A 14,649-nucleotide genomic window follows, 5' to 3' on the forward strand; every position below is an offset into this window, starting at 1 on the left:
CCCCTCGTGTACAGCAATATATGTCGCTCTACAAAAAAAAAGACCTCTATACAGTTGTATAGAGATCTTCTATGTAAAAATTTATAGCCATTTATCTACGATACTTTTGACCGTACCAGTATGCTGTACAAGATGGCTATTTTCGCCCATCCACATCGATAAATATTCGGCATTGCTCTGTTCAGCACTTTCCTTACGAATTGTTGTCGTTAAATAATTTTGCAACGGATAGGGTGCAACTGTCGCATCCTTCATACGTCTAGTAAAATCATTTGCTAGACCCCTTGCTGGTTTACCCGTAAATGCGAGTGTAATGGTTGTTTCCTGTTCTTTTGATGCCAGCACCGCATTTTTATAAAGCGGAGAAATTTCACATTCTTCTGCCACCAATAAAACCGTCCCAACTTGCACTGCCTGTGCACCGCTCTCTAAAGCCTTCTGAATATCCTCCTTCGTCACAAGGCCTCCCGCTGCGATAATAGGAATAGCTATGTTCCCCGCTACCTGCTGCAGTAGGTCATATAAAGGAATTAACTGAAGTGGTGCTGTAAAGGAACCTCGATGACCACCTGCTTCTCCGCCCTGTAGGACCACTGCATCCATGCCAGCCTGTTCAACTAGCTGAGCTTCCGCTAATGTAGTAGCTGTACCAATTGTATATACCCCATGTCCCTTTAACTGCTGGAGCACCTTCGCTGAAGGAATACCGAATGTAAAGGAACAGATTTTCACATTCTCCTCAATAACCGCTTGGACTTGTCCGGCAAAAACTTCCTTGGATACAACGCTTTGTACAGGCGATAGTCCAAGCTCATCATAAAAAGGTTGGAGTGCCATGCGTGCCTTTTGTAAAACCTCGATATCAATTTGCGGCTCCTCTTGTACGAATAGATTGACCGCAAAAGGTTTTGTCGTTAGCTTTTTCACTTCCTGAATAAATTGCTTTGTTTGTTCACCATCTAAGTAACCTGCACCTATAGAGCCTAATAATCCTGCCTCGGTACACGCTGCCACGAATTTAGGTGATGTGACACCTGCCATAGGTGCTTGTATGATTGGTTGTTGACTATCTAGTAATGTTTGTAGCATAACTCTCACTCCTTACAATTATTGTAGACATTTCTCCCAATAATGACCATCTATCTGATGATAGAAACTTGGTGGGAGACAAGAAAAAAAGAGACAGTTTCTCTATCCATTATCACAATGTCCCGATCGTTTCACAAGAATTGTATAAGAAAAAAATAAAAACCTACCCTTTTAATAAAAAAGAGTAGGTTGATTATCATTAATAATTAAGCACGAGAAACGTAAGAGCCTTCTTCTGTGTTAATGATTAGTACATCACCTTGGTTTACGAAGAAAGGTACTTGTACAATAAGGCCTGTTTGAAGAGTAGCAGGTTTCGTACCGCCTGAAGCTGTATCACCTTTAATGCCTGGTTCTGTTTCAGTTACTTCTAATTGCACCGTGTTTGGTAATTCAACACCTAGCATTTCACCTTGGTAAGATTGAATATGAACTTCCATGTTTTCTTTAAGGAATTTTAATTCATACTCGATTGCTGCTGAAGCTAGTTCAGTTTGCTCGTATGATTCTAGGTCCATGAATACATGGTCGTCACCTTGTGCATATAGATATTGCATTTTGCGGTTATCGATTTGTGCTTTTTCTACTTTTTCACCAGCACGGAATGTTTTTTCATTCACTGAGCCGTTACGTAGGTTACGTAGTTTAGAACGTACGAAAGCAGCACCTTTACCTGGTTTAACGTGTTGGAAATCTAACACGCGGTATAATTGGCCATCAACAACAATTGTTAGACCTGTACGGAAATCGTTTACTGAAATCATTTGTGTTCCTCCAAAGTTTATAAAATAATGAGTTCTTTTGACGAATGTGTGAGTAATTCATTCCCTGTCTCAGTGATTAATATATCATCCTCAATACGGACACCACCGATACCTGGTAAATAAACACCTGGTTCAATCGTCACGGCCATACCTGGCTCTAGCACTGCATCAGAACGCATCGATAAGCCAGGGCCTTCATGTACTTCAAGACCGATACCATGTCCTAAAGAATGACCGAATGCTTCGCCATATCCTTTTTCTTTTAAGTAGTCACGTGCAATAGCGTCCGCTTGAATACCTGTTAATCCAGGACCCACTTTTTCAAGTGCTAACAGCTGAGAAGCAAGGACTGCATTGTACATATCTACTAATTTTTCAGATGGTTCTCCAACAGCCACAGTACGCGTAATATCCGAAATATAGCCATTGTATAGCGCACCAAAGTCTAATGTAACAAAGTCGCCTTTTTCAATCACTTTATCCGTTGCCACGCCATGTGGTAATGCTGAACGAAGACCAGACGCAACAATTATGTCAAATGAAGACTGAGTCGCTCCTTGTTTACGCATGAAAAATTCTAATTCATTCGAAACCTCAAGCTCTGTTTTACCAGGCTTGATGAAGCCTAAAATATGTGTAAATGCGTGATCTGCAATTTCACACGCAGCCTTAATAATATTAATCTCTTGTTCCGTCTTAATCAAGCGAATTTTTTCAATTAGCCCAGAAATCGGCACTAAATCAGCTTGAATATTCGATTTATACAGCTCATATGTGCCATAGCTTACAGTATCTCTCTCAAAGCCCAGCAATTTGATGCCCATATTTTTTACTTGTGTAGCAATTTCTTCAATAATTGTTGCTTCATGCTTAACAATTCGGAAGTCCTGAATTTGCGCGGCAGCTTGTTCTGTATATCGGAAATCTGTAATAAACACAGCATCATTTTGAGACACAATTGCTACGCCCGCTGTCCCTGTAAAACCAGTCATATAGCGGCGGTTATACCCATTCGTAACTAAAATGCCATCGATGTTTTGTTCTTGAAGTGCTTTACGTAGCTTTTGTAATTTCAACATAATCAATTCTCCCTCTCGATAAATGTACGTAGTGCCAGTTCATAGCCTTTCGTACCTAGTCCACAAATTTGACCAAGGCAGGCCGGGGCAAGATAGGAATGATGACGGAAAGCCTCACGTTTATGGATATTGGAAATATGTACTTCGATTACTGGCACAGAAATTCCTGCAATAGCATCGTGTAACGCGATGCTTGTATGGGTATATGCACCAGGATTAAAGATGATGCCATCGTATTTTTCGTCTTCTGCTTCATGCACCCAATCCACAAGTACCCCTTCGTGATTGGATTGACGAAATTCAACTGTGGCACCTAAAGAAGCCGCAAGATTTTGAACATTTTCTTGAACATCATCCAATGTCTCATGTCCATAAATATGTGGCTCTCTTTTTCCAAGTCGATTTAAGTTGGGTCCATTCAAACATAATAACTTCACGCTTCTATTCGCCTCTTTCTATGTACTTGCCATTTATTTTATCATACACGGCGCATACAGCAACTAATTTCCTTTTTGCGCCGTATGCTCCCTCTGATGAAAATTGGCTGTTTCTAACAAGAAGCGTAAAAGGCAAACCACGACAACTATGAATGGAATCGAAAGCTTTTTAAAGGAAGAAAGTTGTAATGGTAAATCTAATGCAATCCATTCTAATAAAATCGTTACAAAAAGCCCTAGCAGTAGCGAAGAAAAGACCGCCGGAATGACATAGACATAGCGCATAGTCATATATAGAAACAAACCAATGATGAATAGAAGAAATATAAAGAAGGTCCAGTGAAATAATTTAGAGCTTTCCTCAAACCATCCCCATTTTTTATAAAACCCAATCGGATGCCATTTAATAAGATTAAAATAATGCAAACCTTTTAAGCACAATGCTAAAACAAGCGCATTTACAAGTGACGTTATTGTCCCTATTTTCACAATATTTCCTCCCTTGCCCACTAATCATTTCCTAAAATGTACGATTAGTGTAGCCATATAGAAAATTTACTATGCGTAACTGTAGAGGTTTTTGACTAAATTTAGTACAATGGTACAGTTGAAATATATAAAGAGAGTGGTGTTAGCCTTGAGCAATTCACCTGTATACGGGGGACAAGCACAATTAGAAGGTGTGATGTTCGGAGGAAAGGATCATACAGTTACAGCCATTCGTCGTAACGATGATTCCATTGATTATTATCATTTTAAAAAAGTACAAAAGCCTATTTTACAAAAGCTTAAAAAAATCCCATTTGTTCGAGGCGTTGTCGCGCTGATTGAATCAGCAGGCTTAGGTTCTCGTCATATGCAATTTGCAGGGGATCGTTATGATGTAGTACCTGGTGAAGAAGAAGATAATAAAGAAGAAGGATCCAGACTTCAAATGATACTGGGCGTTGCTGTAGTAGGTATTCTTTCCTTTTTATTTGGAAAATTTGCCTTTACACTAATTCCAGTTTTTATAGCTGATTTTTTCTCTAAATGGATTGAAGGGAAAACGGGCCAAATTCTACTTGAAAGCGGTATTAAACTACTATTACTGCTCACATATTTATATTTTATCTCGTTAACGCCTCTCATCAAACGAGTATTTCAGTACCATGGAGCGGAGCATAAAGTCATCAACTGCTATGAAGCTGGTTTAGACGTTACAGTTGAAAACGTCCAAGCACAATCACGTCTACACTATCGTTGTGGTAGTAGCTTTATTCTTTTCACAGTCTTTGTCGGCATGTTCTTATATTTCTTTGTGCCAACTGACCCGCTATGGCTACGTATTTTAGATCGTATTTTATTAATTCCAGTAGTACTAGGCATATCATTTGAAGTATTACAGGCAACAAATGCTTGCCGTAATATCCCTGTATTACGATTCCTTGGCTATCCTGGTCTATGGCTTCAATTGCTAACGACTCGCGAACCAAAGGATGATCAAGTGGAAGTTGCCATTGCATCCTTTAATATGCTACTTCAAGTAGAGCAACAGCCAGAAATAGCAGCAACATTAAATCACGATTAAGGAAAAGGCAGTGCCAACGTAAGTTGTTGGCATTGCCTTTTTTATATAGATGCTAGCCTTGCATTTTTCGTTTAAATGCCAGAATGGCAGTTAAATAGACCTATCAAAGTAATGAAACATATAATTTAACTTATTTAGAATCTTTCCTACTGACTGTAAGGGCAGTAAATATACCCATCATACTAGGCAGAATACTGAATAATAAAAACAGCCAATTATTTGTTAGGATCGAGATAATGGTAAAAATAAGTAGTGATGCGACATTGATGCTTATACCTAACTTCACATAAGAAGGCTTAAAAGGTATTGGTCTGTACATGTTGATAGTCAAAATGAGCCCAATGATCGCCCAGCTCCCTAAGTGTACGAATAAAAGTACAGCTAAAACCATGGCAGTGCTTAATTTAATCCCAAACACTACTAAAGAAAAGAAAATATAAATTGCTGCTAACGTTAAATACCATGAATAAGATTTCGCCTTTTGCCAAATATGATCGTGTACTTCATCTAAGCCTCTATTTTTCTTCGCTTTTTTCCTTCCGAACCACCAGCCAAGGATACCAAAAATCATCCCGCCGTACAGTCCCAAAATACCCCCTATAGAAAATTCCATTATGCCATTTCCTCCTCTTCGAAAATAAAAACTTCCTCAATCGTGCAGTTGAACGCTTTTGAAATATTGTAGGCAAGCTCTAATGATGGATTGAATTTTCCCGATTCAATTGCAATGATAGATTGTCGTGAGACACCCACTATCTTAGACAAATCCTCCTGCGTAATCTTTTTCGATTTACGCAATTCCCGAATTCTGTTTTTCATAATGCCTCCTCATTAAATGTAAAGTAAACTGTACATTTTGCAATAAGTAAAGTTTACTTTACATCTCTTATTATGTCAAGCTAGCTTTACAATTAATTATCGTTTATAGAATAAGATTTGAGGGGGTATAGCATAAAAATCCGTTTATGAAAACTGGAAATAAAAAAAGCGTGTTTTGAAAATCAAAACACACTTGGGATCTCCACACTATTTTATTTAGCGTAACCCTTTCTATTTCAGCACTTTATTATGAATAATATTTATAATTTTCTGTTGAGCATCTAGTGCTTCTGGGATGGGCATGACAACAAATACATGGTTCATTTTAGGATAAACAAAGGTTGTCATCTCAATCCCTTGCTCGCTTAGTTGTTCATCAAACTTTACTGCATCTGGATATAAACTTTCATGGGTGCCAATAAAATGAGTAATACTCGCTAGACCTTGAAAATCACCATAAATTGGACTAATCAATGGGTCCTTTAAATCCTTATCAGCTGCCCATATCTTTGTGATGACTCCCATTCCTTCACTAGCTAGCATAGGGTCCTTTTCTTCATATTCTGGGATAAGAGGATTTTCTAGACTTAGGTCAACACAAGCCGATAGTAAAATAATATCTTGTGGCTGTGGCAATTGGTCTTGCTTTAAGAGCTGGGCCAAACCAAGTGCTATATTACCTCCTGCAGAATCTCCTATAATCGTTAATTGACTGGAGCTTTCAACCGTCTCTAAAATTCTATTATAGAGATGCAGCATTTTTTGGTACGTGTCCTTATGATTAAAATGAGGTACTTTCGGATAAATCGGAGCAATAACTTTTGCCTGTAATGCCTGTGCTATTTTATCCATGAACAGCCAATGTAAATTTAACGGTTGATTCGTCCAAGCCCCACCATGAATATAAAGAATCACTTTTTGTTTCGAGGACTTTTGATCATTTAATGTAAAAACTTGCATATCCTCAAAAGTTTGTTCATCCTTAACACTCAAAAATTGAACATCATCTCCAATGACATAGGGCTGATTATTCACCGTTGCTCTTTGCTTGATGAACTGTTTAGCATTCTCAACACTAGAAAAACTCACTTTATTACTCTGGGAAAATAACAACTTTTCAAATAGAACACTTTCGTCAGAACGCTCTCCATTAAAAATCACTATACTCATTACTCTATCCCCTTTCACCATTTTTTTACCTAGCTAGATGTATGAGAACCCTACATAAACAAGCCTTAAAATCAAATGTCATTAGCGAGTACTTTACAAAATAGGTGTTGTCATCAAACTTTATTACAATTGACCGGACATTATTTTAATTCCACAAATTGGCGTATACTCCTTCAAATTTGCATGTTAAAAATAAAATACCTATCCGCTTCTTTGAAGAAATAAGGTTGAGTTAAAATTGATTCAAATTTGAATTTATTAAGTCTTGAGAAATTTCTTTCAGATAGTTATTCATGTTTTATCCCGCATCAATAATTCAATATATATATTCTATTGGAGCTGAAAAATTTCCTTTTACTAGTGATATAAAATATCAGACTCCGAGCTTTATTGATTTGCCAATGCCGGCATAACAACCAGTTTCAAGTGCGTTAAGATATAAAAACACCCCTTTGGATTAAAATAATCCAAGGGGTGTTTCATCATGGCTTTATTTAAAGCTACAAGATAGCATTTTTTACTATTTTACAGGCCGCATTTTAACTGTGCGCCACAGTTTGTACAAGTATTACAGCCGCCCATTTCCTCGACTGTTCCTTTACGACATACTGGACATGTATTTCCTACGTCCGAGCCAATTACCGTCGTGGACTCTAGTGCTTGAATCGTATCAACTAATACGACTGGACGTGTTGTATGTTCTTCTACTAATTCCTCCTCAAATGATAGTTGATCCATATCATTTTCTTCGGCTTTTAGCGTAAGTACCTGTGAATCACGGCTACCATCCACATAGACCGTACCACCTTTAGCGCCACCTTTATATAGTCGCTCATATACTTTTTCAACCTGTTGTACAGTATAGCCTTTTGGCGCGTTTACTGTTTTAGAGATCGATGAATCAATCCATTTTTGAATAATACATTGTACATCCGCATGTGCCTCTGGTTTTAGCTCCATTGCCGTTACAAACCATTCTGGAAGCTCTTGCTCATTAGCCTCTGGATGACGATCTAAATATTCTTTGACAATTTCAGCTTTCACTTCAATGAACTTACCTAGACGGCCAGAACGGTAGTAAGTGAAGGAGAAGTATGGCTCAAGACCTGTTGCTACGCCTACCATTGTTCCTGTTGAACCCGTTGGAGCAACCGTTAATAAATGGGAGTTACGGATACCTGTTGCCAAAATTTGCTCCTTAATGTGTGCAGGCATTTTTTGCATAAAGCCTGTTTCTGTGAAAGCTTTACGTAAACGAGCTGTTTCTTCGTCTGTAGCACCTACTAAGAATGGGAAGCTTCCACGCTCTTTAGCAAGCTCTGTAGACGCCTCATACGCTGTTTCAGCAATTGTTTTAAAGATTTCATCGACTAAAGCATTACCTGCTTCAGAACCGTATTCTTTCTCACAATAAATGAGTAAATCAGCTAGGCCCATTACGCCCAGACCAACACGACGCTCACCTAGTGCTTGTACACGGTTCTCTTCTAAGAAGTATGGTGTTGCATCAATAACGTTATCCTGCATACGGACACCGACACGAACCGTTTCACGTAGTGCTTCGTAATCTACAGTTTGGTTGTCTTTATTCGCAAATTGTGCAAGGTTTACCGCTGCCAAGTTACACACTGAGTATGGCGCAAGTGGTTGTTCCCCACATGGATTAGTTGCAACAACGCTTTGACCATATGCCTTTGCATTCGTCATATCATTGGCATTGTCGATAAAGAAAATTCCTGGCTCTGCAGAGTATGTTGCACATACATTAATTAAATTCCACAATTCTTTCGCTTTGATCGTGCGATATGTGCGGATTTTATAGCCCATTTTCTCCCATTCACGAACGTCACCAACATGATGCCATTCTGTGTTGTAAGCATGCATTTCTTCTTTCGAGTATTCTTCAACCGCTGGGAAACGCAGTTCGAAATCAGCATCTTTTTCAACAGCTTCCATAAATTCTTTTGTTAATGTTACGGAGATGTTTGCACCTGTTAAAAACTCTGAGTTATGCACAGTATATGTGCCACCATCACGTAATTTATTTTCAGCCTCACGAATAATGGCCGTATCAAATCCACCTAAACCTTCAATGCTTTTATAGTTTACAATGCCTTGGTACATCGCTTCTTCCTGCATAGAAAGTGGCTTGAAGTTTAATTTCTCTTTCGCTAGACGGATGATCGTTTCATCCGTTGTATTTTCAATTAGGTAACGCAGAATACGTGGGTTTTGCATTTTCGAAATAATAAACTCCACAATATCTGGATGCCAATCGGCAAGCATAATCATTTGTGCTCCACGACGTGAGCCACCTTGCTCTACAAGATGTGTTAATTTAGCAATATCATCTAACCAAGAAACAGAACCTGATGATTTACCGTTTACACCACGTGCCAATGTGTTGCGTGGACGTAATGTGGAACCATTTGTTCCTACACCACCACCACGGCTCATAATTTCCATTACTTGCTTTCGGTGATCACTAATACCTTCGCGTGAATCCGCAACAAAAGGCATTACGTAACAGTTAAAGAATGTTACATCTGTTTCAGATCCTGCTCCGTATATTACTCGTCCAGCAGGAATGAACTTTAAGGACACTAATTGCTCATAAAATTTTTCAAACCATTCTTGGCGTTTTTCTGGTGTTTTTTCAACAACCGCCAGTCCTGTTGCATTTCGTTTAGCGATTTGTTCATAAAAAATCTCAAGAGGCTTCTCAAGCACGTCAATTGAACGCGTAATCACACCCGTTTCTTGCTCCTGTGGATCGTCTAAAACGCTACGATAATCTTCCTCAATCAAAATATCAGCTGTTTTTGTAGTCATGTCCAGCTTTTGAATTGTCCCTAAACCACGTGCAGGGAATTTTGGATCAGCTTTTACCGTTAAAACAACAAAGTCACCGGCTTTTAGTGTTTTCTTTTCTGTGTCTTTAAACGAGTAGCGATCGATCATGACAAGTCTTGATACACCTTTGTGCTTGATGTGCATATCAGGCGTGACAGGGTGTACCTGCGGGAATTGTTCGATATCTTTGTTTAACTGTTCAAATTGATTGTTTACATCGGGTTGATGATTTGTGAGTACCATCGTTTTGCCTCCCTTACAAAATAAATACACAATATCATGTGTTGTTAAACACTACATATTGTGTATATGTCTTTAAAAAAGATACTATATATAGATTTTCAATTCAACTCTTGCTTTTTTCAATAGAATCGTAACTACTTGTAATAGCAAGGATTGAACGCTTAAAAATATTTTTTTTATACCATTTTTTACTTTTTGAAGTTCCATTCATCAGATGCATATTTTTTTTCTTCTAATGCACGGACATATTCTAACTGCTCCTCAGAAAGTGTAAATGGTTTTAATTCAATTTGCAACGATTTTGCAAAACCATCTCGAAAAGCAGTCACACATTGTTCAACTGTCACAGGTTCATCCACAAGACTGTTAATCGCTACTGCTTTCTCTGGTAATTTTCTGCGCATACGATCCTTCGCTTCTTCACTCGAAAAATTAAAGACCGATAATAACTTCTCCTGATCTAAATCTAATAAAATGGCACCATGCTGCAATATAACACCTTTTTGACGTGTTTGCGCACTTCCCGCTATTTTTTTCCCTTCGACTACCAGCTCATACCAGCTTGGAGCATCAAAGCATACAGCACTTTTCGGACTCTTTAAGTCTGCTCTTTTCTCCTCTGTATCAGGGACACTAAAATAGGCATCCATCCCTAAGTTATGGAAACCTTGCAAGATTCCCTCACTTAGCACACGGTACGCCTCTGTCACTGACTCTGGCATATTTGGATAGCTTTCTGTTACGATGACACTATATGTGAGCTCATGCTCATGCAGCACAGCTCGTCCACCAGTTGGTCGACGTACAAAACCTAAGCCTTGCTCACGTACAGCATCTAAATTTATATCTTTTTTGGCTTGCTGAAAATAACCGATTGATAATGTTGCCGGTTCCCACTCATAAAAACGAATGACTGGTGGAATGAACCCCTCACTATGCCAATCAAGTAATGCTTCATCTAGTGCCATATTAAAAGAAGGACTACATTTCCCTGAATTTAAAAAATACCAAGTTGTCATATGTTCATCTCCTACAATTTATAAAAATACCTCAGGCCCCACCTGCGGTTCAACCTTAACGAAGATTACGTTACAGTTCAAGTTGTGGCTTTTCAAACGATATCGACGAATTCGCCACAATCTAGTTAATTTTATCAAACTCATTGGACTATCGCTAGCGCATCTTTTATAATAATAAAGAAGATAGAAAGGGGTAAGAAAATCTTGGACATACTTATCACAATCGGTGTCGTTTTAGTAGTCGTAATTGCATACATCGGTATTAATGCACTAAGACTCAAAAAAGCTGTAACCAACTTAACACAAGAACAATTTATTGAAGGCTATCGTAAAGCGCAGCTAATCGATGTTCGTGAACAAAAAGAATTTGATGCTGGTCACATTCTTGGCGCACGAAATGTTCCTTCCACAACATTACGTCAACGTTATAAAGAAATTCGCCCAGATTTACCAGTATATTTATACTGTCAAAATACAGGCCGTAGCTCACGTGCTGCACTATTTCTTAAAAAACGTGGGTACAACCAAATTTACCAACTTCAAGGCGGTTTCAAAACTTGGACAGGTAAAATAAAAGCCAAAAAATATTAATATTTCCCTAAAAAAAGTCGTCTCAAAGAACTAGGAGACGGCTTCTTTTTATACAAAAAATTCAGAGTTTCTACTATATTATATCTATTGCAAAACTTTAAGTGGCTATTTCGTACACTCGTTCATACTATAATGATCCTCCTCCCCCTCACTTGTCCCCACTTCATTTCTTCCACATTAAGCTTTCGTATTTACCCATTTGCGCATACTACGGAAATCTTTGTATGTCCAAAAATACTAATTATCGTTAGTAATTTTCATTTATGCACTACATTCTTCTATTTTTCTGAAAATAATATAAATTTCTAGTTGAATAATTGTAAAAGCACTGCTAGGATATATAATATCTTAAAATAATATTTATGATAAAAAATTAATAAGCTATGAATGCTATGGATCAAACTATAGCAGGAGCAGTTCTGGAGAGAGCGCATTGTGCGTCGCCGAAGGGTTCACTATCTCAGGCAAAAGGACAGAGGAGTAATAACAGCTTTTTTAAGCGATGCCATACGATGGTTACGATGATTTCATGAACCATCCGTGATCAAATGGTATTTGTTATTCTGACGTTTTTCCGAGACTAGTGTCACAACTAGTCTCTTTTTTTATTTTTCCAGTCATTATTTTTTATGCATCTTTGGGGGGATTAACGTGGAACAGCAACAATTAAAACGTGAATTAAAAAATCGCCATGTACAGCTTATTGCCATTGGTGGGACAATAGGAACCGGTTTATTTCTAGGCTCTGGGAAAGCCATTGCATTAGCAGGGCCTTCGATCATCCTTGCCTATTTAATTGTCGGAACGGCACTCTTTTTTGTTATGCGTGCATTGGGCGAACTATTATTATCGAATTCAGGATATACATCATTTACGGATTTTGCCTCCGAATACATAGGGCCATGGGCAGGGTATGTAACAGGCTGGACCTACTGGTTCTGTTGGATCATGACGGCGATGGCAGATATTATCGCTGTGGGGGTTTATACACAATATTGGTTTGATATCCCTCAATGGGTTCCAGCTATTGGTTGTTTAGTAGTATTACTACTACTGAATTTATTGACGGTCAAACTATTTGGGGAGTTAGAATTTTGGTTTGCTATCATTAAAGTGATTACCATTGTGGCGCTCATTATCCTTGGACTTATTATGTTAGTGACAGGCTTTCAAACAAGCTCAGGGACGGTTTCAGTAGATAATCTTTGGGTCCACGGCGGCCTGTTTCCAAATGGAGTATATGGCTTTTTAATGGCCTTTCAGATGGTTGTTTTCGCTTTTGTCGGTGTGGAATTAGTAGGGGTATCGGCAGCCGAGACTGCGGACCCACAAAAAAACATTCCTTCTGCTATTAATAAAATACCATTTCGAATTTTACTCTTTTATGTAGGGGCACTGTTTGTCATCCTATGTATCAATCCATGGTATGAAATGTCTGCCACAAGCAGTCCATTTGTCCAAGTATTTACATTAGCGGGCATTCCAATTGCTGCAGGTATTATTAATTTTGTTGTGCTCACTTCAGCCGCATCTGCTGGTAATAGTGGTTTATTTTCAACAAGTCGCATGCTCTTTAATCTTGGTAAAAATAAACAAGCATCACCTGCTTTTGCTAAGCTCAATAAAAATAGTGTTCCAAGTAATGCACTAGTCATTTCTGCAATTGTTGTATCTGTAGGGGCACTGTTAAGTAAGTTAATGCCAGAGAATGCCTTTAGTATCGTAACGACTATTAGTGCGATTTGCTTCATATGGGTGTGGAGTATTATCATCATTTCTCACATCATCTATAAACGGAAAAATCGTGCCCTACATGAAGCCTCAAGCTTCAAAGCACCGCTGACACCTTTTATTAACTACGTAGTGCTTGCGTTTTTTGCTTTCCTATTAATTGTGATGTTTATTTCAGAGGCAACACGTACAGCTCTTCTACTAACACCTATTTGGTTTATTGCCCTTTTCATTCTATATAAAATGAAAAAAAGATGACTTCAGAGCTCACTCTGAAGTCATCTTCTACTCGTTAAAAAATGGTCATATCCCATTCTGTCGCTAAATGTTTCAGTAATTGGACACCTGCGACACTATTCCCGATAGGATCAATGGCTGGTCCATAAATACCTATTCCACAGCCAGCAGGGAATGGTGAATCTAATCCTGCATGGCCTGGGACAGCGGTAAGAATGGCACCAGAAACACCACTTTTAGCAGGAAGTCCAATAAATGCCGCAAATTTCCCTGAAGCATTGTACATACCGCATGTTACCATTAGAGCCTTTGCTAATTTTGCCACTTGTTTAGGAAATAATTGTTTCTTTAATAGCGGATGATAGCCATCATTAGCGATAACTAAACCAATCATCGCTAAATCGGAGACATTGACTTCAATCGCACATTGCTTTAAGTAAACCTCAAGAGCCGCTTCTACTGGGCAGTCTAAGAAACCAGAATCCATTAAATAGTAGGCTAGTGCTCGATTACGGTTAGCTGTTTGCCACTCGGATTGAAACACTTCCTCGTTGACACTTAATTGCTTACCTATGATTTGCTCTAAAAATTGCAGGATTTTGTCAATCTTCTCCTGTGGTGAATGACCAATCATCATAGAGGAGACAGTAATCGCCCCAGCATTAATCATTGGATTAAAGGGCTTTCCTGGCTGATGACTTTCTAAGCGAATAATAGAGTTGAATGTATCCCCTGTTGGCTCAACATCAACCCTCTCTAATACATAGGGCAATCCTCGATCCATACAGGCCAGTATAAAGGTGATTACTTTGGAAACACTTTGAAGCGTAAATAACTCCGTCGTATCACCAGCTTTAATTTCATGCCCTTCAGTGCCAATAATGGCTATAGCTAATTGATTTGGGTCTTTTTTAGCTAATGCAGGGATATAGTTAGCGCACCGTCCTTCTTTTGCGGCAGAGCGAAACTGTGTGACCGATTGTGCCACAAGCTGATCGTGACTAGGTTGTGTTGACATTACTGTGGACTCCTTTCAAAATGTGCAAA

Annotated in this window: 14 protein-coding genes and 1 riboswitch; of the genes, 3 read left to right on the forward strand and 11 right to left on the reverse strand. The window is 38.6% G+C overall.

Going from position 1 to position 14,649, the window contains the following annotated elements; genetic code table 11:
- Nucleotides 1-81: 81 nt before the first annotated feature.
- The 5 genes from AC07YC_RS10280 to AC07YC_RS10300 all read right to left on the reverse strand — a co-directional run bounded on the left by AC07YC_RS10280 (nt 82) and on the right by AC07YC_RS10300 (nt 3,858).
- Nucleotides 82-1,089, reverse strand: coding sequence for an NAD(P)H-dependent flavin oxidoreductase (locus tag AC07YC_RS10280; RefSeq protein ID WP_494919260.1), 1,008 nt, complete (start codon nt 1,087-1,089; stop codon nt 82-84).
- Nucleotides 1,090-1,295: 206 nt separating this feature from the next.
- Complete coding sequence (gene efp / locus AC07YC_RS10285) at nt 1,296-1,853, reverse strand: elongation factor P (protein WP_008179859.1); 558 nt, start codon at nt 1,851-1,853, stop codon at nt 1,296-1,298.
- 17 nt (nt 1,854-1,870) lie between these two features.
- The gene (locus tag AC07YC_RS10290; RefSeq protein WP_008179857.1) at nt 1,871-2,932 is read right to left on the reverse strand and encodes a M24 family metallopeptidase; all 1,062 of its coding nucleotides are present in this window, start codon (nt 2,930-2,932) and stop codon (nt 1,871-1,873) included.
- A 2-nt stretch (nt 2,933-2,934) separates the two neighbouring features.
- Nucleotides 2,935-3,369: a type II 3-dehydroquinate dehydratase gene (gene aroQ, locus AC07YC_RS10295; protein ID WP_036126950.1), complete on the reverse strand. Its 435-nt coding sequence runs from the start codon at nt 3,367-3,369 to the stop codon at nt 2,935-2,937.
- Nucleotides 3,370-3,432: 63 nt separating this feature from the next.
- Nucleotides 3,433-3,858, reverse strand: coding sequence for a hypothetical protein (locus tag AC07YC_RS10300; protein ID WP_025116074.1), 426 nt, complete (start codon nt 3,856-3,858; stop codon nt 3,433-3,435).
- A gap of 109 nt (nt 3,859-3,967) precedes the next feature.
- Here AC07YC_RS10300 and AC07YC_RS10305 point away from each other — a divergent pair, with 109 nt between their 5' ends.
- Complete coding sequence (locus tag AC07YC_RS10305) at nt 3,968-4,939, forward strand: DUF1385 domain-containing protein (RefSeq protein WP_402792715.1); 972 nt, start codon at nt 3,968-3,970, stop codon at nt 4,937-4,939.
- A gap of 130 nt (nt 4,940-5,069) precedes the next feature.
- On the opposite strand, the gene AC07YC_RS10310 is transcribed toward AC07YC_RS10305, so the two are convergent.
- The 5 genes from AC07YC_RS10310 to AC07YC_RS10330 form a co-directional block, all read right to left on the reverse strand.
- Nucleotides 5,070-5,552, reverse strand: coding sequence for a hypothetical protein (locus AC07YC_RS10310; protein WP_193832538.1), 483 nt, complete (start codon nt 5,550-5,552; stop codon nt 5,070-5,072).
- Nucleotides 5,552-5,758, reverse strand: a complete 207-nt coding sequence (locus AC07YC_RS10315) for a helix-turn-helix transcriptional regulator (RefSeq protein ID WP_336635204.1) — start codon at nt 5,756-5,758, stop codon at nt 5,552-5,554. Before AC07YC_RS10315 ends, AC07YC_RS10310 begins: the two co-directional genes overlap by 1 nt.
- A gap of 231 nt (nt 5,759-5,989) precedes the next feature.
- On the reverse strand, nt 5,990-6,928 hold the full coding sequence (locus AC07YC_RS10320; protein WP_494919262.1) for an alpha/beta hydrolase fold domain-containing protein: 939 nt from the start codon (nt 6,926-6,928) through the stop codon (nt 5,990-5,992).
- A 525-nt stretch (nt 6,929-7,453) separates the two neighbouring features.
- On the reverse strand, nt 7,454-10,024 hold the full coding sequence (locus AC07YC_RS10325; protein WP_336635206.1) for a vitamin B12-dependent ribonucleotide reductase: 2,571 nt from the start codon (nt 10,022-10,024) through the stop codon (nt 7,454-7,456).
- A gap of 188 nt (nt 10,025-10,212) precedes the next feature.
- Complete coding sequence (locus tag AC07YC_RS10330) at nt 10,213-11,043, reverse strand: lipoate--protein ligase family protein (protein ID WP_217581333.1); 831 nt, start codon at nt 11,041-11,043, stop codon at nt 10,213-10,215.
- Nucleotides 11,044-11,247: 204 nt separating this feature from the next.
- Here AC07YC_RS10330 and AC07YC_RS10335 point away from each other — a divergent pair, with 204 nt between their 5' ends.
- Together AC07YC_RS10335 and AC07YC_RS10340 are read left to right on the forward strand one after the other, a co-directional pair.
- Entirely contained in the window at nt 11,248-11,634 is a 387-nt protein-coding gene (locus AC07YC_RS10335; RefSeq protein WP_008180167.1) for a rhodanese-like domain-containing protein, read from the forward strand.
- 409 nt (nt 11,635-12,043) lie between these two features.
- Nucleotides 12,044-12,120: riboswitch (glycine riboswitch) on the forward strand.
- Between the two features lie 165 nt (nt 12,121-12,285).
- Nucleotides 12,286-13,623 (forward strand): amino acid permease, encoded by a 1,338-nt coding sequence (locus AC07YC_RS10340; RefSeq protein ID WP_217581334.1) that lies wholly within the window; start codon nt 12,286-12,288, stop codon nt 13,621-13,623.
- Nucleotides 13,624-13,657: 34 nt separating this feature from the next.
- Here the strand turns inward: AC07YC_RS10340 and AC07YC_RS10345 are convergent, their stop codons facing one another.
- On the reverse strand, nt 13,658-14,620 hold the full coding sequence (locus AC07YC_RS10345; protein ID WP_008180161.1) for a glutaminase: 963 nt from the start codon (nt 14,618-14,620) through the stop codon (nt 13,658-13,660).
- Nucleotides 14,621-14,649: the final 29 nt, after the last annotated feature.

It is taken from the genome of Lysinibacillus sp. GW247-5R2A, from assembly GCF_059424475.1.